This window comes from Lysobacter soli (assembly GCF_009755585.1).
In the GTDB taxonomy this organism is placed as follows: Bacteria; Pseudomonadota; Gammaproteobacteria; order Xanthomonadales; family Xanthomonadaceae; genus Lysobacter_J; species Lysobacter_J soli.
The window spans coordinates 2,986,821-3,006,701 of sequence record NZ_CP046603.1 but is presented as its reverse complement, the minus strand read 5'-3'; the positions used below and the strand labels follow the sequence as shown (position 1 = coordinate 3,006,701).

Annotated in this window: 19 protein-coding genes; 8 read left to right on the top strand and 11 right to left on the bottom strand. The window is 67.2% G+C overall.

All coding sequences use genetic code 11. The features are described from left to right. The first annotated feature begins 11 nt into the window (after positions 1 to 11). Together secF and GOY17_RS13680 are read left to right on the top strand one after the other, a co-directional pair. Positions 12 to 986: a protein translocase subunit SecF gene (secF, locus tag GOY17_RS13685; RefSeq protein ID WP_157030817.1), complete on the top strand. Its 975-nt coding sequence runs from the start codon at positions 12 to 14 to the stop codon at positions 984 to 986. 238 nt (positions 987 to 1,224) lie between these two features. Then, on the top strand, positions 1,225 to 3,810 hold the full coding sequence (locus tag GOY17_RS13680) for a Cache 3/Cache 2 fusion domain-containing protein (protein WP_198173687.1): 2,586 nt from the start codon (positions 1,225 to 1,227) through the stop codon (positions 3,808 to 3,810). Between the two features lie 228 nt (positions 3,811 to 4,038). On the opposite strand, the gene GOY17_RS18810 is transcribed toward GOY17_RS13680, so the two are convergent. Together GOY17_RS18810 and GOY17_RS13670 are read right to left on the bottom strand one after the other, a co-directional pair. After that, on the bottom strand, positions 4,039 to 4,353 hold the full coding sequence (locus GOY17_RS18810; protein WP_198173686.1) for a hypothetical protein: 315 nt from the start codon (positions 4,351 to 4,353) through the stop codon (positions 4,039 to 4,041). Between the two features lie 630 nt (positions 4,354 to 4,983). Then, on the bottom strand, positions 4,984 to 5,802 hold the full coding sequence (locus GOY17_RS13670) for an inositol monophosphatase family protein (protein ID WP_157030815.1): 819 nt from the start codon (positions 5,800 to 5,802) through the stop codon (positions 4,984 to 4,986). A gap of 103 nt (positions 5,803 to 5,905) precedes the next feature. On the opposite strand from GOY17_RS13670, the gene GOY17_RS13665 reads away from it, so the two are divergent. From GOY17_RS13665 to GOY17_RS13655, 3 genes are all read left to right on the top strand, one after another. After that, entirely contained in the window at positions 5,906 to 6,700 is a 795-nt protein-coding gene (locus GOY17_RS13665; protein ID WP_157030814.1) for an RNA methyltransferase, read from the top strand. Positions 6,701 to 6,827: 127 nt separating this feature from the next. Continuing rightward, positions 6,828 to 7,715, top strand: coding sequence for a phosphate/phosphite/phosphonate ABC transporter substrate-binding protein (locus GOY17_RS13660; protein WP_425482271.1), 888 nt, complete (start codon positions 6,828 to 6,830; stop codon positions 7,713 to 7,715). Beyond that, a complete protein-coding gene (locus GOY17_RS13655; protein WP_115842373.1) occupies positions 7,712 to 9,838 on the top strand; it encodes a putative bifunctional diguanylate cyclase/phosphodiesterase in 2,127 nt (708 codons plus the stop codon). The genes GOY17_RS13660 and GOY17_RS13655 overlap by 4 nt, the downstream gene beginning before the upstream one ends. A gap of 758 nt (positions 9,839 to 10,596) precedes the next feature. Here the strand turns inward: GOY17_RS13655 and GOY17_RS13650 are convergent. From GOY17_RS13650 to GOY17_RS13640, 3 genes are all read right to left on the bottom strand, one after another. Further along, positions 10,597 to 10,899: a TFIIB-type zinc ribbon-containing protein gene (locus tag GOY17_RS13650; protein WP_157030813.1), complete on the bottom strand. Its 303-nt coding sequence runs from the start codon at positions 10,897 to 10,899 to the stop codon at positions 10,597 to 10,599. A 54-nt stretch (positions 10,900 to 10,953) separates the two neighbouring features. Beyond that, positions 10,954 to 12,219: a polyhydroxyalkanoate depolymerase gene (locus tag GOY17_RS13645; RefSeq protein WP_157030812.1), complete on the bottom strand. Its 1,266-nt coding sequence runs from the start codon at positions 12,217 to 12,219 to the stop codon at positions 10,954 to 10,956. Positions 12,220 to 12,327: 108 nt separating this feature from the next. Further along, entirely contained in the window at positions 12,328 to 12,936 is a 609-nt protein-coding gene (locus GOY17_RS13640; RefSeq protein WP_157030811.1) for a class I SAM-dependent DNA methyltransferase, read from the bottom strand. A gap of 102 nt (positions 12,937 to 13,038) precedes the next feature. Here GOY17_RS13640 and GOY17_RS13635 point away from each other — a divergent pair, with 102 nt between their 5' ends. Continuing rightward, positions 13,039 to 13,488, top strand: coding sequence for a CopD family protein (locus tag GOY17_RS13635; protein WP_157030810.1), 450 nt, complete (start codon positions 13,039 to 13,041; stop codon positions 13,486 to 13,488). Between the two features lie 78 nt (positions 13,489 to 13,566). Beyond that, complete coding sequence (locus GOY17_RS13630) at positions 13,567 to 14,712, top strand: hypothetical protein (protein ID WP_157030809.1); 1,146 nt, start codon at positions 13,567 to 13,569, stop codon at positions 14,710 to 14,712. Here GOY17_RS13630 and GOY17_RS13625 read toward each other — a convergent pair whose 3' ends face one another. From GOY17_RS13625 to GOY17_RS13615, 3 genes are read right to left on the bottom strand one after another with little or no spacing between them, the layout of a single operon-like run. After that, a complete protein-coding gene (locus tag GOY17_RS13625; RefSeq protein WP_157030808.1) occupies positions 14,713 to 14,937 on the bottom strand; it encodes an RNA-binding S4 domain-containing protein in 225 nt (74 codons plus the stop codon). Between the two features lie 36 nt (positions 14,938 to 14,973). Further along, positions 14,974 to 15,243, bottom strand: coding sequence for a GIY-YIG nuclease family protein (locus tag GOY17_RS13620; protein ID WP_157030807.1), 270 nt, complete (start codon positions 15,241 to 15,243; stop codon positions 14,974 to 14,976). Beyond that, on the bottom strand, positions 15,240 to 15,833 hold the full coding sequence (locus GOY17_RS13615; RefSeq protein WP_157030806.1) for a hypothetical protein: 594 nt from the start codon (positions 15,831 to 15,833) through the stop codon (positions 15,240 to 15,242). The genes GOY17_RS13620 and GOY17_RS13615 overlap by 4 nt, the downstream gene beginning before the upstream one ends. 89 nt (positions 15,834 to 15,922) lie before the next feature. Between GOY17_RS13615 and dbpA the strand changes: the two genes are divergently transcribed. Then, the gene (gene dbpA / locus GOY17_RS13610) at positions 15,923 to 17,329 is read left to right on the top strand and encodes an ATP-dependent RNA helicase DbpA (protein ID WP_157030805.1); all 1,407 of its coding nucleotides are present in this window, start codon (positions 15,923 to 15,925) and stop codon (positions 17,327 to 17,329) included. Between the two features lie 26 nt (positions 17,330 to 17,355). On the opposite strand, the gene GOY17_RS13605 is transcribed toward dbpA, so the two are convergent. The 3 genes from GOY17_RS13605 to GOY17_RS13595 form a co-directional block, all read right to left on the bottom strand. Further along, on the bottom strand, positions 17,356 to 17,937 hold the full coding sequence (locus GOY17_RS13605) for a hypothetical protein (RefSeq protein WP_157030804.1): 582 nt from the start codon (positions 17,935 to 17,937) through the stop codon (positions 17,356 to 17,358). 581 nt (positions 17,938 to 18,518) lie between these two features. Then, on the bottom strand, positions 18,519 to 18,914 hold the full coding sequence (locus tag GOY17_RS13600) for a DoxX family protein (protein WP_157030803.1): 396 nt from the start codon (positions 18,912 to 18,914) through the stop codon (positions 18,519 to 18,521). A 122-nt stretch (positions 18,915 to 19,036) separates the two neighbouring features. Next, positions 19,037 to 19,879, bottom strand: a complete 843-nt coding sequence (locus GOY17_RS13595; protein ID WP_157030802.1) for a general secretion pathway protein GspB — start codon at positions 19,877 to 19,879, stop codon at positions 19,037 to 19,039. Positions 19,880 to 19,881 lie beyond the last annotated feature (2 nt).

Genomic DNA, 19,881 nt, shown 5'->3' with positions numbered 1-19,881 from the left:
AGAACGAATCAATGAAACTTTTCCCGCTTCATCTCATCCCCAACGACACCAAGATCGACTTCCTGCGTACGCGCTACGTGTCGATGACGATCACGGTGCTTCTGTTCATCGCCTCGCTGGTGGTCATCGGCACGTACGGCTTCAAGAAGGAGGCCTATGCGCTGGAGTTCACCGGCGGCACGCTGGTGGAAACCACGTTCCAGAAGCCGGCCGACGTCGACCAGGTCCGCGAGAACCTGGCCAAAGCCGGCTTCGAGAACGCCCAGGTGCAGGCGTTCGGCGGCGGCAATGGCCTGATGATCCGCCTGCAGCCGCACGGCGAGAGCAACAACGCCACCGGCAGCCAGTCGATTGCTAACCAGGTGGTCAAGGCAGTGTCCACCGAGGAGAACCCGGCGCGCGTGCAGCGCAGCGAGTTCATCGGCCCGCAGGTCGGCGCCGACCTGGTGCGCGACGGCATCTACGCCACGGCGTTCATGCTCATCGGCTTCCTGATCTACATCGCGTTCCGCTTCGAGTGGAAGTTCGCGGTGGTGGCGAGCCTGACCGCGTTCTTCGACCTGATCGTCACCGCGGCCTACATCTACATCAGCGGCCGCGAATTCGACCTGACCGTGCTGGCCGGCCTGCTGTCGGTGATGGGCTTCGCGATCAACGACATCATCGTGGTCTTCGACCGCGTGCGAGAGAACTTCCGCACGCTGCGCGTGGATTCGATCGAAGTGCTGAACCGTTCGATCAACCAGACGCTGTCGCGAACGGTGATCACTGCGGTGATGTTCTTCCTGTCGGCCTACGCGCTGTACCTGTACGGCGGCTCGTCCATGGAAGGCCTCGCGCTGACGCACATGATCGGCGCGGCGATCGTGGTCTTCTCGACGATCCTGGTGGCGGTGCCGATGCTCGCCATCGGCCCGTTCAAGGTCAGCAAGCAGGACCTGCTGCCCAAGGCGAAGGACGAGGCCGCGCTGGCGCGTCGTCCGTAAGCCTGCTGCGAAGCCGTTCCGGGAAAGGGCCGCCTTGTGCGGCCCTTTCTTTTTCGGGACTCCGCCGCCTTGTGCGGCCCTTTTCTTTTCGGGATGGCGTCGTCGCGTCATCGAAGCGTCACCGTCCCGGGGCACCCTGATGCCCCCGATCTGCCCCGATCGGGCGGCCGGGAAAACTGAGACTCAAGTCACATCAAAGACGGCCGATACCGAGTCGAACCCACACCGACTCGCCCCGATGCCACTGCCCGACGCCCACCGCGCCGCCGCAACCGCCGCCTCTCCACACCGCAGCTCGACGGCGTCCGCCAGCGCCTGGCAAGGACTGCGCGGCTCGCTGGGCCGGCGGATCGGGCTGCCGCTGGTCGCCACGATGGTCCTGATGATGGCGGGCCTGACCGTGATGGTCAGCCACTACGCCGCGCAGGCCGTCGAGACGCGCGCCCGCGACGACCTGCGCTCGGCCGCCTCGATCCTGCGCGACAACATCGCGACCTACGAGCAGAGCCTGACCGAATCGACGGCGACCCTGGGCGGCGCGTTGCAGGCCGCGCTGTCCGGCGGGCCGGTGGCGCTGACGCAATCGAAGGACGGCGCGCCGCTGCTGTCGCTGCAGGGCCAGACGGTCGACGCGACCTTCGCCGCCGTCGATCGCTTCACCGCCGACACCGGCGCCGTCGTGACGATCTTCGCCCGCGACGGCGACGACTTCGTCCGCGTCTCGACCTCGCTGCGCAACGAGAAGGGCGAGCGCGTCATCGGCACCAAGCTCGCGCACGATTCGCCCGCCTACGCGCCGATCGCGAAGAACCAGCCGTACACCGGCAAGACGCGCCTGTTCGGGCGCGACTACATGGTCCATTACCGCCCGCTGCTCGACGACGCCGGCGCGCTCGTCGGCGTGCTGTTCGTCGGCAAGGAATACGGTGCCGAGCTGACCGCGTTGAAGGAACGCACGCGCGCCATGCACATCGGCGAGCACGGCCATTTCCTCGTGGTGGAAACCTCGAAGGACGGCGTGGAAACGCTCGCGATCCATCCCGCCGCCGAGGGCGCCGCGCTCTCCGACCTCGTCGATGCCGCGGGCCTGAAGTCGTTGCGCGAGGCGATCGCGGCCGGTCGCGGCATCGCCACCGTCGACCTCTCGGCGAAGCCGACCGCCGCGGCGGAGCCGACCCTCGTCGCCGTGGAAACCTTCCCCGACTGGAAGTGGGCCGTCGTGGCCGCCGAGCCGGTCTCGCAGATCGCCGCCTCCACGCACGCGCTGGTGGCGATGATCGCAGTGGCGTCGCTCATCACGCTGCTGGTCATCCTCGCGGTGTCGTGGTGGTGCGTGCGCCGCATCGTCACGCAGCCGCTGGAGCAGGTGGCGCGGCTCGCCGACGACGTCGCGCAGGGCCGCTTCGATGGCGCGATGCCGCCGCCGCGGCATGACGAACTCGGCCGTCTCCAGCAGGCGATGGGCCGCATGCGCGAGCGCGTGCAGTCGGTCATTGCCGCGCAGCGCGAGATGTCGCAGCGCCACGAGGTCGGCCAGATCAGCTTCCGCATGGACGACGCCGCGTTCCCGGGCCAGTACGGCGAAATGGTGCGCGACACCAACGCGCTCGTCGCCGCGCACATCGAGGTGAAGATGCAGCTGGTGGACGTCATGCGGCACTACGCCGTGGGCGACCTGTCCATCGACATGGACCGCCTGCCCGGCGAGAAGGCCGTGCTCACGCAGACCATGGACACGGTGAAGGCCAACCTGTCGGCGATCAACGACGAGATCAAGCGCCTGGCCGCCGCCGCCGCCGCGGGCGAGTTCGGCGTGCGTGGCGATGCCGCGCGCTTCGAGCACGACTTCCGCGCGATGGTCGACGGCCTCAACGCGATGATGTCGGTGAGCGATGCGAACCTCGATCAGGTCTCGCGCCTGCTGCGTGCCATCGCGCGCGGCGACCTCACCGCGCGCATGCACGGCGAGTTCCATGGCGTGTTCGCCCGCATGCGCGATGATGCGGACGCGACCGTCGCGCAGCTGACGGGCATCGTCGGGCGCATCCAGCACGCCTCCGACGCGATCGACGGCGCCGCGGCGGAAATCGCCGCCGGCAACGCCGACCTGTCGCGTCGCACCGAGCAGCAGGCCGCAAGCCTGGAGGAAACGGCCGCGTCGATGGAGGAACTGACTTCGACCGTCCGCCAGAACGCCGAATCCGCGCGCCAAGCCAACCAGTTCGCGATCGACGCCGCCAGCGTCGCCGCGCAGGGCAGCGAGGTGGTCGGCCAGGCGGTGACGACCATGCGCGAGATCGAAACGGCTTCGCACCGCATCGCCGAAATCATCGGCACCATCGACGGCATCGCGTTCCAGACCAACATCCTCGCGCTCAACGCCGCGGTGGAAGCCGCGCGCGCCGGCGAGAGCGGTCGCGGCTTCGCGGTCGTCGCCTCGGAAGTGCGCGCGCTGGCGCAGCGTTCGGCCAACGCGGCGAAGGAGATCAAGACGCTGATCGAAGCGTCGGTGGAAAAGGTCAACGACGGCTCGGCGCTGGTGAATCGTGCTGGCGCGACAATGGACGACATCACCACGTCGGTGCGCCGCGTCACCGACATCATGGCCGACATCTCCACCGCGTCGCAGGAACAGAGCGCGGGCATCGATCTGGTGAGCGGCGCGATCACGAGCATGGAAGAGGGCACGCAGCAGAACGCGGCCCTGGTCGAGGAAGCGTCCGCATCGGCGCACAGCATGGAGGAACAGGCGCGGGCGCTCGCCGGCGCGGTGCGTCAGTTCGTGCTCGCCGATACACCGGCGGTCACGCGCGCGGCAGCCTGATCAACGTTGGGGAATGGAGCCTTCGGGCACGCATCGCTGGAGCGCGCCTTCGTTGGGGAGCGAAGGCGCGCTCGCGATGCGGGTTCGGTTTGGGTGTGCGCTGTAGCGCAGTGCACTTGGTCGCGGTGACCATGTCACCGCTATTCCGGCCGAAACGTCGCGATGGCCGGGATCGGCGGCGGCGCATCGCTGCGTGACAGCGCTTTGTAACGGCGCCCAACTTCACCGTCATCCCGGCGAAGGCCGGGACCCAGGCCCATAGCGCCAGGGCACTCTTGTGCCGGTAATCCACGTCACCGTCATCCCGGCGAAGGCCGGGATCCAGACCCGTAATGTTCGGGCACTCCGACTACGGCGACCGACCTCACCGTCATTCCAGCGAAAGCTGGAATCCATCGTGATGTTGACTTCGCCTTCGCCTTCGCCTTCGCCTTCGCCTTTGCCGCTGCCGCTGCCGCTGCCGCTGCCGCTGCCGCTGCCGTTGCCGTTGCCTTGCTGTTGCTGTTGCCCTTGCTCGTCATTCCCGCGAAGGCGGGAATCCATGGACTTTCCACGCTTTCCCCGTAGTCCGGCAAAGCAAAGAAGAATCACCCGCCAAGCTTCCGATCGCCTGCGGCGCTCGGGTCACTTTTCTTTGCTCGCACAAAGAAAAGTAACCCAAAGAAAGTGCGTACAAGTCCAACCCAGTCCTACGACCGGAAAGCAAAAGGGCGCGTTCGCGATTCGCCATCCATGGCTCAGCGCTTACCGCCGCACATCCTGTGCGGCGCCCTTCGGGGCTAGCGACGGATAGGCTGTTCGACAGCAACAGCAACAGCAGATGGATTCCAGCTTTCGCTGGAATGACGGTGAGATGGTTCGCCGTTGATGGCGTACCTGAACGTTGCAAGCCTGAAACCCAGCCTCTGCAGGGCTGGACGGGACTTGGCTTGAGCCCCTCTCCCAGCGGGAGAGGGGTTGGGATGAGGGGCAACGAAGCCGTAGCGGTGAACTAACCGTGCCTTACAGCGCTGCGCTGCTGCTTCCCGTCGCGAATGCAAGAACGAAATGGACTCCAGTTTTCTGGAAGACGGCGCAGAGGTGCGCGCCAAAATATTCCCGAACTGCATCCCGACCAAATAAAAAGCCGCGCAATGCGCGGCTTTTCGTTACGACACGAACGGATGCGACCAATCAATCAAACGCCGCCGCATACCCCGTGTTGACGATTTTCTGCTGCAGCAGGTCGGCGACCTTCAGGTTGCCCGCGACGAGCTGGCGCGTGGCCAGGCCGCGGTTGTCCATCGGGCCGGTGGTGCGGCCGCGGAAGTCGCTCACCTTGCCGCCCGCCTCGCGCACCAGCAGCACGCCGGCGGCGATGTCCCACGGCTTCACGCCGGCCTCGAAGTACGCGTCGGCGCGACCGCAGGCGACGTACGCCAGATCCAGAGCGGCCGAACCGGTGCGGCGGATGTCCTCCGCCTCCAGCAGCAGGTTGTCGATGCACTTGAGCTGCGCGGAGACGCGCTCGCGTTCGCGCGGCGGGAAGCCGGTCAGCACCATCGCGCCGCCGAGGTCCTTGCGGTCGGCCACGCGGATGCGGCGCTCGTTGAGCGTCGCGCCGCTGCCGCGGCTGGCGGTGAACAGGTCGTTGCGCAGCGGGTCGAAGATGACCGCGTGGATCGGCTCGCCGTTTTCCACCAGCGCGATCGACACGCAGAAATGCGGGATGCCGTGCAGGTAGTTGCTGGTGCCGTCGAGCGGATCGATCACCCAGGTGAAGCGGTTGTGGCCGATCGAGCCGGTTTCCTCGCCGAGGATCGCGTAATCCGGCGTGGAGCGGCGGAATTCCTTGATGATCTCCTTCTCCGCCAGGCCGTCGACTTCGCTGGCGTAGTCCATCCGGTCCTTCTCGACGATGTTCAGGGCGTCGAGCTTGTTCATGTGGCGCAACAGGACGTTGCCGGCGGAGCGGGCGGCCTTGACCATGAGGGTGACTGCGGGTTTCTGCATGGGTACGGCGCCTCGTTCGGGGGACGGGGAGAGAATGGACTGGCGGGGGTGAAAGAGCGTCGCCGGCGCTGTGGCCGGGGCGCGGAGTTTACCATTGCGCGCCATGAGTTCCGAATCGAAATCCGTGAATCCTTCCCATACGCCCGCACAGCGCCTGCGCATCGTCCTGGTCGGCACCCAGCATCCCGGCAACATGGGCTCCGCCGCCCGGGCCATGAAGACGATGGGCCTGGCCCGGCTGGTCCTGGTCGCCCCGGAAAAGCGTCCCAACGAGGAGTCCTACGCGCTGGCCGCCGGCGCCGACGACGTGCTGGGCGACGCGGTGATCTGCGAGACGCTGGCCGAAGCCGTCGCCGACTGCCGCCTGGTCCTGGGCTGCACCGCGCGCAGCCGCCGCGTCCAACTGGAGGAACTGATGCCCCGCGACGCCGCGGGCCGCGCCGTGGCGCAGGCCGCCGGCGGGGCGGAGGTTGCGCTGGTCTTCGGCCGCGAACGTACGGGCCTGACCAACGAGGAGCTCCAGCTCTGCCACGCTGCCGTGCACATCCCCGCCAATCCGGACTACAGCTCGCTGAATCTTGCCGCCGCCGTGCAGGTGCTCAGTTACGAGCTGCGACTGGCGCTGCTTGAAGGCGCCTCGGCCGAAGGGGAAAGCGCAGGCACCGAAGACCCGCGCGACCTGCCGGCCTCGCACGCCGAGATGGAAGGCTTCTTCGCGCAGCTGGCCGAAACCCTGGACGCGATCGATTTCCACAAGGGCCGCGCGCCCGAGTCGGCGATGCGCAAGCTGCGCCGGCTGTACCTGCGCGCGGGTCTGGATGCGCGCGAGGTCCGGATCCTGCGCGGGATCCTGGCCGACGCGCAGCGTATGGCGATGCTCGCCGGGTCAAAACGCTGATCTGCTGATGGCCGGGCGGTTTGCCGTTTCGGGTCGCACGCCTTTCGATTACGCTGCCGGACGGCATCCCGATGGGTCGTCGTTCTTGATCGCCAGCCTGCGTCGTACCGCCCTGCTGACCCTTTGCATGCTGGCCATGGCCGCGGCCCCGCTTTCGGTGCTGGCGGCCGACGACTCCGGCGTGCTCGTGCTTGGCCGCATCAGCGACGATCCAAAGAAGAACTACGAGCAGCTCAAGCCGCTGCTGGACTACGTGGTTCCGCGCCTGGCCGACGTGGGCATCCGCGAGGGCCGGATCCTGATGGCCAAGGACACGCAGCAGATGGCCAGCTACCTGCGCCGCGGCCGCGTCGACTGGGTCACCGAGACCGCCGGCACCGCGATGCTGCTGCGACAGCGCGCCGGCGCACGCACGCTGCTGCTGACCGAGCGCGATGGCGTGAGCCACTACCGCAGCGTCTTCTTCGCCCGCCGCGACAGCGGGCTGACTTCGCTGGACGATCTGCGCGGACACAGCATCGCCTTCCAGCGCCCCAACTCCACCAGCGCGTACTTCGTGCCGGCAGCCGAACTGCTGCGCCGCGGGTTCTCGCTGGAAATCCTGCTGTCGCCGGAAGACCGCATCGCAAGCGACGAGGTCGGTTACCTGTTCGCCTGGTCGGAACTCAACATCTCGACCTGGGTGCACAAGGGCCTGGCCGACGTGGGCGTGATGAGCAACCTCGACTGGGCCAACCCGCACCGCATGCCGCCGTCGTTCCGCGACGACCTGATGGTGATCGGCGAGACCGTCGATTACCCCCGCGCGGTGGAGATGGTGCGCGACGGCCTGGATCCGCGCGTCCAGGCCCGCCTTCGCGAGGTGCTGATCGACGCCGCCGGCGATCCCGATGCCGGCGACGCGCTGCTGCGCTTCTTCAACACCACGCGCTTCATGCCGGTGGATCCGGCGTCGCAGAAGGCGCTCGACGGCATTTCCGAAGGCGTTGCACGCGTGCGCGCGGAGGTCGAATGAAGCTGCGCATGGGGCTGCAGGCGCGCTTCCTTGCCCTGATGGGCGTGGCGATGCTGGTGGTCATCGCGCTGGTCGCCCTGCTGCTCAACCGGCAGGAACAGATGCGCCGCGAGGTCGAAGGCGTCAGCCGCCAGGCCATGCGCACGATGGTCGGCCAGAGCCTGCGCCGTCAGGGCGAAGCGGCCGTCACGCAGCTCGCCGCCGGCCTGACCAACCCGCTGTATTACTCCGACCTCGATGCCGTCGGCGCGCTCGCGCGCTCGACGCTGGCCGCGCCCGACGTGCGCTACGTCATCGTCTACGACGAGGACGGCAAGGTCGTGCACGACGGCAGCGAGGACATCGCGCATTACGGTCGCCACATGGACGACGCGATGGCGAAGCAGGTCATCGCATCGACCGCGCTGCATACGCAGTTCGACGATCGCGTCATGGACGTGTCGATGCCGATCCTCATCGGCCAGCAGCGCGTGGGCGGCGTGCGCATCGGCTACGACATGCAGGCGATGCGCCGGCTGCAGGACCAGTCCGTCGACCGGCTGCGCTCGCGGCTGGATACGTTGGGCCAGCGGCACGTGATCTGGATCGGCCTGCTCGGCGTGGGCCTGCTGGTGTTCGGCGCGCTTTCGCTGTGGCTGATCCAGCGCCTGCTGGTGCGACCGATCCGGCGACTGGCCGAATCGGCGCAGGAAATCGAAGCCGGCCACTTCGACACCACGACGCCGGCCGACGGCCGCAACGACGAAGTCGGCGACCTGATGCGCGCCTTCGATCGCATGAGCCGCAGCCTCGCGCGGCACGATCGCGAGATCCGCCGCATGGCCTACACCGATGCGCTGACGGGGCTGGCGAACCGGCTCGCGTTCCGCGAATCGCTCGACGAACGCCTCGCGCAGAGCGACAGCCGCCAGCTCGCGCTGCTGTTCGCCGACATCGACGACTTCAAGCGCGTGAACGACACGCTCGGCCACGATGCCGGCGACGACGTCCTGCTCGAGTGCGCGCACCGCATCGAAAGCGCGGTCGCGCGCGTGGGCGGCGAGGATGCGCTGCTGGCCCGCTTCGGCGGCGACGAGTTCGTGATCCTCGTGCAGGGCAAGGACGACCCGCAGGACGACGTGCGCACGCTGGCGACGAAGCTCGCCGAAACGCTGGTCGTCGACCTCGGCGCACCGGTGGAAGTGCAGGGGCGGCAGGTGTTCCTCGGCACGTCCATCGGCATCACGCTCTTTCCCGAGGACGCCGCCAGCGGTACCACGCTGATGAAGAACGGCGACATCGCGATGTACCAGGCGAAGGTCGCCGGCAAGAACTGCTTCCGCTTCTACAGCCGCGCGATGAACCAGGCGGTGGAACGCCGCGTGCACCTGGAACAGGAACTGCGCGGCGCGTGGGATCGCGGCGAACTGAGTCTGGTGTACCAGCCGGTGTTCCGCCTGGTCGATGGCGCGATGATCGGCGCCGAAGCGCTGCTGCGCTGGCGCCATCCGGAACTGGGTTTCGTCGCGCCGTCGGTCTTCATCGACGTGGCCGAGCAGAGCGGCCTGATCGAGGTGCTCGGCCCGCAGGTGCTGCATGCGGCGTGCTCGGACGCGGTGGCGTGGCAGAAGGTGCGCAAGGACGCCGAGCCGCTGTTCGTCGCGGTGAACGTCTCGCCGCGCCAGCTGCGCAACGGCGATTTGCCGAACGTCGTATCGGCGTGCCTGCGCGACACGGGACTGGCCGCCGACCTGCTGCATCTGGAACTCACCGAGACGGCCGTCATCGGCGACGAACTGCACGCGAGCGCGCTGCTGTCGGAGCTGCGCGGCATGGGCGTGCGCGTGTGGCTGGACGATTTCGGCACGGGCTTCTCGGGCCTGAGCCACCTGCGCCGCGTGCCGGTCGACGGCGTGAAGATCGACCGCAGCTTCGTCGCCGACGTGTTGCGCGATCCGGACGACCTGGCGCTGACGACCGCGATCATCGCGATGGCGCATTCGCTGGGCATCCTGGTCGTCGCCGAGGGCGTGGAGAAGGAAGGCCAGTACGCGATCCTGCGCGAACGCGGATGCGATTTCGCGCAGGGCTACTGGCTGGGGCATCCGGTGACGGTGGATGAGTTCCTGCAGTTGCGGGCGTGAGTCTGGCGGTCTGGGATTTGCTCCGGACGCGCTTGTAACGGCATCCAACGTTCCCGTCATCCCGGCGAAGGCCGGGACCCAGGCCCGCAGCGTCCGGGCACTCTCTTGACGGATCTGCACCTCACCGTCATTCCAGCGAAAGCTGGAATCCACCTTGATCTTGCCGTCGCCGTCGCCGTCGCCGTTGCCGTTGGCCGTTAGCGTTGCTCTTGCTGTTGCTCGTCATTCCCGCGAAGGCGGGAATCCAGGGACTTTCCACGCTTTAGCGGAAGCTTGGAAGAGCAAAAGAAGAATCACCCGCTAAGCTTCCGATCGCCTACGGCGCTCGGGTCACTTTTCTTTGCTTGCCCAAAGTCCGACTGGATTCCCTTCGGTCAAAAGTAACCAAAAGAAAGGGCAGTTCCCCGACAAATCAATCCCACGGCTGGAAAGCGTAAGGGCGCGTTCGCGATTCGCCATCCATGGCTCAGCGCTCACCGCCGCACATCCTGTGCGGCGCCCGTTGGGGCTAGTGACGGATAGGCTGTTCGATAGCAAAGCAACAGCAAATGGATTCCAGCTTTCGCTGGAATGACGGTGGGGTTGTTCGCCGATGATGGAGTGCCCAGGCCCTACTAGCCTGGGTCCCGGCCTTCGCCGGGATGACGAGCGAAAAGGGCTCGGCGACCGCTGCCATTAAGCCCCTCTCCCGTTAACGGGAGAGGGGTTGGGGTGAGGGCCGGGGCGAAGGATGCGCGCATCTCCACCGCAGCCTGCACTCAAAAATCGAACAACTCGCCGAGCAGATTTTTCTTCTTCTTGTACTTGTAGTCGGACTTGTAGTGTCCGGACTTGTACTCGTCCGAATGTCCGTAGCCACGCGGCTGCTCGCGCATCGGAGGCGGCGGAGGTGGCGCGGCCTGCGCGCGCGACGGCGGCGCATCTGCGGAGGCGCGTTCGATCAGCTTGTCGAGCTCGCCGCGATCCAGCCAGACGCCGCGGCATTGCGGGCAGTAGTCGATTTCGATGCCCTGGCGATCGGTCATCGCCAGTGTCACGTCACGGCAGACGGGACAATCCATGCGGGGTTCCTCACGTCGGGGGAACCCCTGTTTTCAGGGCGCGCGGCCGCTACGTCAAGGCGCTTCCGGAACGCGCCGTTCAGCATGGCGGGCGATGAAGTCGCGCACCTGCGGGTACACCTGCGTGCGCCAGCGGCGGCCGCTGAAGATGCCGTAATGGCCGGCGCCGTCCACGGTGAGGTGTTCGCGATCCTCCTCCGCGATGCCCGTGCACAGCGTGTGCGCGGCGCGCGTCTGGCCTTGGCCGGAGATGTCGTCCAGCTCGCCCTCGATCGTGAGCAGCGCGGTGCGGTGGATCTTCGACGGATCCACGCGCTCGCCGCGCACGTCCCACTCGCCGCGCGGCAGCAGGTGTTCCTGGAAGACGATGCGCACCGTCTGCAGGTAGTACTCGGCGGGCATGTCGAGCACCGCGTTGTATTCGTCGTAGAAGCGGCGATGCGCGGCGGCGTCGTCGAGGTCGCCCTTCACCAGGTGCATGTAGAAATCCCAGTGCGACTGGAAATGCCGCTCGGGATTCATCGCGACGAAGCCGCCGTGCTGCAGGAAACCGGGATACACGCGGCGACCGTGGCCGGGATAGTTCGCCGGCACGTGCTGGATCAAATTGTCCTCGAACCACGACAGCGGCTCGTGCGTGGCCAGGTCGTTGACCTTCGTCGGGTTCTGGCGCGTGTCGATGGGGCCGCCCATCATCACCATCGAGCGCGGCGTCGTTTCGCCGCGTGCCGCCATCAGCGAGATCGCGGCGAGCACCGGCACCGTCGGCTGGCACACGCTCACCACGTGCAGCGTCTCGGCGCCGATCTGGCGGATGAAGTCCTGCACGTACTCGATGTAATCGTCGAGCGAGAACTCGCCGTCGCCCACCGGCACCATGCGTGCGTCGACCCAGTCGGTGATGTAGACCTTGTGGTCGCGCAGCAGCGTGCGCACGGTGTCGCGCAGCAGCGTCGCGTGATGCCCGGACAGCGGCGCGACGACCAGGACAGGCTGCTGCTCCTTCAGGTCGCGCAGGTTGCCGGCGTCGTCGGCGTAACGCTTGAAGCGCAGCAGCCGGCAGAACGGCTTGCGCGCCATCTCGCGTTCGATCACCGGATACACGGTGCCGTCGATGTCGATGGAGTGAATGCCGAACTCGGGCTTCTCGTAGTCCTTGCCGATGCGGTACAGCAGCTCGCATCCGGCCGCGGTCTGCGCGGCGCCGGGCAGGGACGAAAGCCAACCGCCTTGCGCGCCGAACATCTTGGCGCACGCCTCAGCCCAGTACGTCATCGGGGCCATCCACGCGCGGCCCAGTTCGTGCATCTGATAGAGCATCGGTTCGAATCCGGTGGCGGGCCCGGGTCGGGCCGCATGCTGCGTCGCAGCATAACGGAACGGTCCGGGCGACACGTTAATGGGGCGGCTGAATGGGCGTGAGGCGCCTCAGGCCGGTCGTTCGAGCGCGACCAGGCGGTCGGTCAGGGCCGGCGACAGCCACAGGTGCGAGCCCAGCGGCACGAAACCCGCCTTCGCGAATCGCTGGCGATAGAACCGGGCCGGGCGAGGATGGAAATCGACGTTGTCGCCGTCGGTCTCGTCCTCGCCGGTGAAGGTCTCCAGGAACGCGACGCCGCCGCACAACTCCGCGAGACCCGGCAGGCCGCGATCGAGCTCACGGGTTTCCAGGTAGTGCATGACGTCGCTGCAGACCAGCAGGTCGACTGGCGGGCAGGGGCGCAACTGCGCGAAATCGGCGAAACGCGCGAAGTGCAGGTTGCGTGGCGCGCCGAAGCGACGCACCGCGTACTCGCTGCTGTCGAAGCCGAGGTAGGACGCCTTCGGCCGAAGCTTCAGCAGCGGCGCACGCCATGCGCCTTCGCCGCAGCCGATGTCGAGCACGGTGCGGATCGGGCGTTCGAGGTGGTATTCGGCAGTGGCCACGGCGAGCGCCACCTTGCGCGTGAGCCGCGCGGCGCTGCCGACGGCGTGGTCCTTCTTCGAGGATTCGCGATACCAGCGTTCGAAGTAGGCCTGGTCGTAGTGTTTGGTCATCGGGCGATTGTACGGGCGTGGTCACCGTGAGCGACCTGCGCGCACGCTGTGCGATCCTGTGCGCCGCTCGCGACAGCCACCTGCCATCCGCCGAGGATTCCCATGGCCTATTTCTGGATCAAGACCGCCCACCTCGTGTTCGTGATGGCCTGGATGGGCGGGGTGTTCTACCTGCCGCGCATCCTGGTGAACATCGCCGAAGCCGGAAACGAGCCCGCGGTGCGTGCGCGGCTGGTGCTGATGGGCCGCCGCCTGTACCGCTTCGGGCACATGATGTTCGGGCTGGCGTTCGCGTTCGGGCTGGTGCTGTGGCTGGGCTACAAGGTTTTCCCGGGCTTCCCGACGATGGTCGGCCACGGTGCCGGCTGGCTGCACGCGAAGCTGGCGCTGGTCGTGCTGATGCTGGCCCATTTCACCGTCGCCGGGCGGTGGCTGAAGGGCGTGGATGCGGGCCGCACGCTGCCGTCTTCCAAGGCCCTGCGCTGGTTCAACGAATTGCCGGTGCTGCTGCTGGTGGCGATCGTCTTCCTGGTGCTCGCCAAGCCGTTCTGACGGCGGGGACGTTCTCACTCCGCGTCAACCCGCGCCTGCTAAGGTTCGCCGCAATCCACCCACCCGCGTGGTGCGCGAATGGACGAGCGTCTGTCGTTGATGCGCGGCGGCCTGCTGTACCGGCTGTCGCATGCCGGAGGCGTCGCGTGGACCGCGCGCGCGTACGCGCCGTGGATCGCCGGTGCGCTGCTGCTGATCGTGCTGCTTCCGGTGGTCGTGCTCAGCGCGGTGGATGGGCGCCTCCTGCGTGGCGTATCGGTGCCGCTGCTGCGCGACTACAACGTCTGGGCGCGGTTCGTGCTGGCGCTGCCGATGCTCATTCTCGCCGCACCGCTCGCGGACGAGCGCATGTGGCGTTCGCTCGAACACCTGCGCAACCTGGTGGAGCCAGGCGACAACGCGAACTTCGAACGCGCACTCTCGACGCTGCGGCGCTGGCGCGATTCGCCGTGGCCTGAGCTGATCCTGTTCGCGCTGGCGATCGGCGCCTCGCTAGGCGCGCCCTCGCTGCCGCTGTACGAGCAGGCCACCAACTGGCGCAACGACGGCCCGCAGTTCACGCGTGCGGGCGCGTGGCTGTGGTGGGTCGGTTTCCCGGTGTTCCGGTTCCTCGCGTTCCTGTGGCTGTGGCGTTTCGTGCTGTGGGTCGTCCTGCTCACGCGTTTCTCGCGGTTGAACCTCTCGCTGCATGCGTCGCATCCCGACGGTTGCGGCGGCGTCGGTTTCCTCGGCTATGCGCATGCGGCGTTCCTGGTGATGCCGCTGGTCGCGAGCCTGCTCGTCGCCGGCAGCTGCGCGGTGGAGGTCAAATACCTCGGCGTTCCCTTCGCCAGCCTGCACATGCTGCTCGGCGGTTACGCCGTGCTCGTGCTGAGCGTGATGCTCGCGCCGCTGCTGCTGCTCACGCCGAAGCTCGCCGCGCTCAAGCGCAACAGCCTGCTCGCCTACGGCGCGCTGGGGACCGATTCGTCGGAGGAGTTCGAACACCGCTGGCTCGGCCTTGCGCGGCGGAAGGCGGCGCCGATCCTCGATGGCGGCGATCCCTCGGCGCTGGCCGACCTCACCGCCGTCTACGCCACGGCGAGCAGCATGGGGACGGTGCCGGTGCAGCGCTGGATCCTGCTGCAGTTCATCGGCGCGACGGTGATCCCGCTGCTGCCGCTCGGGTTGCTGGTGATGCCGCTGGAAGACCTGGTGCGGAAACTGTTCTCGATGCTGGTCTGATCAGGCGCCGCGGACGCGGATTTCCACGTCGTCCAGGACCACCGTCTGCCCCGCGCGGATCTTGGCGGTCTTGCGCAGCTCGACCTCGCCGTCCACCGTCACCGCGCCGCTGGCGACGATCGCCTTGCCCGCGCCGCCGCTGTCGCACAGGCCGACCAGCTTGAGCAGTTGGTTGAGTTCGACGTGGTCGTGGTCGCGGTCGAGTTCGAAATCGATGTGCTGCATGGAAAGGGCCGGCGTGCGAGGGCGCTCAGGATACGCTCATGCGCCCGCGCAGAGCGCACGTTTCTGCTCGGGGCGAAGCTGCTTGATCGCGTGTTCGGCGCGGCTGGCCGATGCGCGGTCCGGATGCGGGAACTGCCCCAGCAACCGCACCGGCGGGCGCGAGCGCGTGTAGCGCGCGCCTTTTCCCGCCACATGCTGCGCGTAGCGGCGCGCGACATCGGTGGTGATGCCCGTGTACAGGCTGCCGTCGCGGCATTCCAGCAGGTAGACGTACCAAGGCGCGGCGATGTCGGCGTCGGAACTCATGGCAGGTAATCGTACAGCCGGTAGATCCACGACAGCTCGTAGACGATCGCGAAGATCACGAACGCACGGTGGAACCGCTCGCTGCGTACCTTCATCGCGACGAGGCTGAGTACGACCATGAGCGCGTTGCGGATCGGGTATTCGATGCCGAAGTGCTCGTAGTAGGGCTTGCCCTTGATCAGCGTGTCGACGAAGTCGATCACGTACAGCGCGGCCATGATCCCGAAGAACCAGCTGCGTCGTGACTGGAAGTAATCGCGCCACCCGCTGTAATCGGCCAGGTCGTCCGGGAACAGCAGCGTGCACAGCAGGAACAGCACCACCACGTAGAGGACCAGGAACGCGTAGGACGTGAAGCTCCACGGGTGCACGCGCACCAGCCCGAATTCCCACCACCAGAAATGCACCAGCAGGATGAACATCGACAGCGCCCAGCCCAGGTGCACGCCGTAGATGCGCTCGCGTCCCGGGTGCTGGACGAACTTCGCCATTCCCTTGAGCAGGGTGGTGAGCGCCAGGCCCAGCACGATGCCCAGCACGATGCGGATGTGCGCGAACTGCGGATCGCTGGCGGCGACGGTCGTTTCCATGGCGCGTGCGAGGGCCTGTAGCCGATGCCGCGAGGATAAACACCGCCGCCGCGTGGCGCATTCACGCCGCCAGCTGCGATCATGGCGGCATGACCGATTACCCCGACACCGCGGCCCCGGCGGCCGCCTTCGACCGCCTCCCGCTCACGCCCGCGCTGCTGCAGGGCGTGCAGGCGCTGGGCTACACGCAGATGACGCCGGTGCAGGCGCAGGCGTTGCCGGCGATCCTCGATGGCCGCGACCTCATCGCGCAGGCGCCTACCGGCAGCGGCAAGACCGCCGCCTTCGGCCTGGGCCTGCTGCACCGCCTCGATCCTGCGTCCACCGCGACCCAGGCGCTGGTGCTGTGCCCCACGCGCGAACTCGCCGACCAGGTCGGCCGCCAGCTGCGCAAGCTCGCGTTCGCGATTCCGAACCTCAAGCTGTCGATCCTGTGCGGCGGCATGCCGTTGCAGCCGCAGCTGGATTCGCTGGCGCAGCACGCGCCGCAGATCGTCGTCGGCACGCCGGGCCGATTGCAGGAACTGCTGCGCAAGCGCGCACTGGACCTGAAGAACGTGCGCACGCTCGTGTTCGACGAAGCCGATCGCATGCTCGACATGGGCTTCGAGGAACCCATCCGCGAGATCGTCCGCGCCACGCCCGCATCGCGACAGGGCCTGCTGTTCTCGGCGACGTTCCCGGATGCCGTGCGCGAGATCAGCCGCGCGATGCTGCGCGATCCGGTGGAAGTCACGGTCGAGGGCGGCGAACGTCATGCCGCGATCGAACAGCGTTTCTACGAGGTCGATCCCGCGCGCAAGGTGCAATTGCTGGCTGCGCTGCTGCTGCAGGAGAAACCGGAATCGTGCGTCGTGTTTTGCAACATGCGCCGCGACGTGGACGAGGTCGCCGGCTCGCTGTCGCATTACGGCTTCACCGCGCTCGCGCTGCACGGCGACATGGAGCAGCGCGATCGCGACGAAGTGTTCGTGCAGTTCGCCAATCGCAGCTGCAACGTGCTCGTCGCCAGCGACGTCGCCGCGCGCGGGCTCGACGTGAAGGAACTGGCGATGGTGGTGAACTTCGACGTGCCCTCCGATGCGGATACCTACGTGCATCGCATCGGCCGCACGGGACGCGCCGGACGCGATGGCCTCGCGTTGACGCTGGTGGGCCCTCGCGAACAGGGCCGCGTGTCGGCGATCGAGGAACGGCAGGGCGCGCCGCTGGACTGGTTCAAGGCGACGCCGCTTTCCGGCAAGCCGAACAACGTGCCGCCCGCCGCGATGGTGACGCTGCGCATCGACGCCGGCCGCACCGACAAGCTGCGACCCGGCGACATCCTCGGCGCGCTGACGGGCGACGCGGGCCTGAAGGCCGATTCCGTCGGCAAGATCGACGTGTTCCCGACGCGCTCCTACGTCGCGGTTGCACGCGGGCAGGCAACGCACGCGCTGTCGCGTTTGCGAGAGGGGAAGATCAAGGGGCGGAAGTTCCGGGTCAACCGGATGTGAGGCGGCTGGCCGTCGTCCGGCCAATCTCACGCGTCATGCCGCCCTTCATCGTCATCCCGGCGAAGGCCGGGACCCAAGCCCCTATCGTTCCTCTCGACGTTTCCGCACCTCACCGTCATCCCGGCGAACGCCGGGACCCAGGACCGTATCATCCGGGCACTGCGATGGCGGTTCCCCACCTCTCCGTCATTCCAGCGAAAGCTGGAATCCATCTTGCCGTTGCTCTTGCTCTTGCTCGTCATTCCCGCGAAGGCGGGAATCCAGGGACGTTTCATGCGTTCCCTGTGACGTTCGAAGAGCAAAGAAGAATCACGAGCCAAGCTTCCGATCGCCTGCGGCGCTCGGGTCACTTTTCTTTGCTCGCACAAAGAAAAGTAACCCAAAGAAAGTGCGTACAAGTCCAACCCAGTCCTACGACCGGAGGGAGAAAGGGCGCGTTCGCGATTCGCCATCCATGGCTCAGCGCTCACCGCCGCACATCCTGTGCGGCGCCCTCCGGGGCTAGCGACGAATAGGCTGGTCGACAGCAACAGCAACAGCAACAGCAACAGCAACAGCAACAGCAACAGCAACAGCAACAGCAACAGCAACAGCAACAGCAAGATCATATGGATTCAGACCTTCGCTGGAATGACGGTGCGCGTTTTAGCCCCTGTCCCACCGGGAGAGGGGCTGGGGTGAGGGTTGGGGCGAGCGTTCACGATGGCACTCGCGGTGCTCTTCGCCACCACGCGGAAGCAACAGCAAATGAATTCCAGCATTCGCTGGAATGACGATGTGATCGTTTGTTGTTGAAGTGTGCCCGAGCGTACGGGCCTGGATCCCGGCCTTCGCCGGGATGGCGACCTGGCTTTGCGCTTTGCGCTCCTGCTTTGGCTCTGCGCTTCACGCTCGTGATCTTCCAGCGACTTAAAGCGAGCCGAGCACCGCAGCTGGAAAGGGACGAAGAGCCGCGCGCTGTCTGAGCGTAGCGAAGCGGAGCGAGTTCGCGCGGCGCTCCCTTTCCAGTGAGGAGCGCAGGGAACCGCCGCGGAGCGGCGGATCGCGTCAGGAGCGAGTGGTTTTGGTTACTTTTGCCGAAACAAAAGTAACCCGCTCGTTTACGAGCGGAAGCTCTTGATCTTGCTTCTGCACAATCCCGCGAACGGGGGGCGGTCGGCTGCAGCCGCCGCTGCAACCGACCCACAACTCACCTCTGATTGAACGCCCACTTCCCCGGCCCCAACAGCGCAATCGCCGCTGCCGTCGCCAGGAACATCACCTGCAGCTCGATCGCCCAGCCGCCCTGCTGGTTGAGGTGCCCGATGTCGCCCAGGTGCACCAGGTACAGCGCGAACAGCATGTTGATCACGATCAGGATCGCGCCGATGCGCGAGAAGAAGCCGGCGATGACCAGCAGCGGGGCGATCACCTCGCCGATGATCACGCCGTAGGCGAAAAAGCCGGGAAAGCCCTGCGTTTCGACCAGGCCGACGATGCCGTCCAGGCCACCTTCGAGCTTGCTCAGGCCATGCAGGAAAACCAGTACGCCGAGCGCGATGCGGAGGATCAGCTTGCCTGCGTCTTGCTGGGTGCTGCCGTTCATGCGGTACCCCCTCGGTTGGACGTGCGTGCTTTTCTGGATTCGCGTGCTGCGGAGTCGTGCGTTGAAGGCGTGCTTGGAAGGAACAGGCGGATCGTCCGCTGCCGCCGCGTCCGGCGCAACCGTCAACGCAGGGGCAGGGCGACGCGGCGGCCGTGCCAGTTGAGCACCACGCCGTCGGCGGCGATCTCCTCCACCACCGCCTCGCCGACGCGGTCGCCCTGGCCGACGCGGGCGCCGTCGATGATCGCGAACCGCTGCGAGGGCGTGGGCCCGAACATGTGCATGCTGATCTTCAGCGCGGGCAGCTGTTCGCGTTCGCCTGGCGACAGGTCGGACAGCCGCACCGGCGCGCCCGTGGCGGGCGGCGGAGCCGGCAGCGGGGCGACGGGCACCGGCGTGGCCGCGGGCGAGCGCGGCGCCGAGGCCGTCGCGGCATTGGCGACGGCCTGTTGGTACCGCTCGTTCTGGCGCGCCGGTGCAGGCGCCTGCGTCGCAGGCGCCTGCACCGGCGGTGCTGCGTCCGTCGGCGTGGGCGCGGTCGGCGTCTGCGCCGTCGGTGTCGGGTAGGCGGCGGACGCCGCGGCGTAGACGTCGTCTTCGACAGGCTGGGTCGGTTCCGGCTCCGCGCCGGGCAAGGGTTTCGACTTCGGAAGCGGCGAGGCGGCGGGCGGCGCGTCGACCACGGCCGGTTCGACGGGAAGCTCCGCCGTGTCCGACGGAGGCGGAGCATCGGCCGGAATCGCGACCGCTTCCACCGCTCGCGGCGCGTCCGGCGTGCGGTTCCAGAACCCCCAGCCGAGCGCGACGATCGCGATCAGCACCGCAATGCCTGCGAACCAGAACGGCCAGCGGCGACGCGGCGCGACATTGCGCGCGACGGGCGGAAGTTCGGCGCGAAGGTCGGGCATCTCGCCACGTCGGCGTTGCGCTTCGGACTTGCGCAGGGCGTCGAGGATCAACGACATCG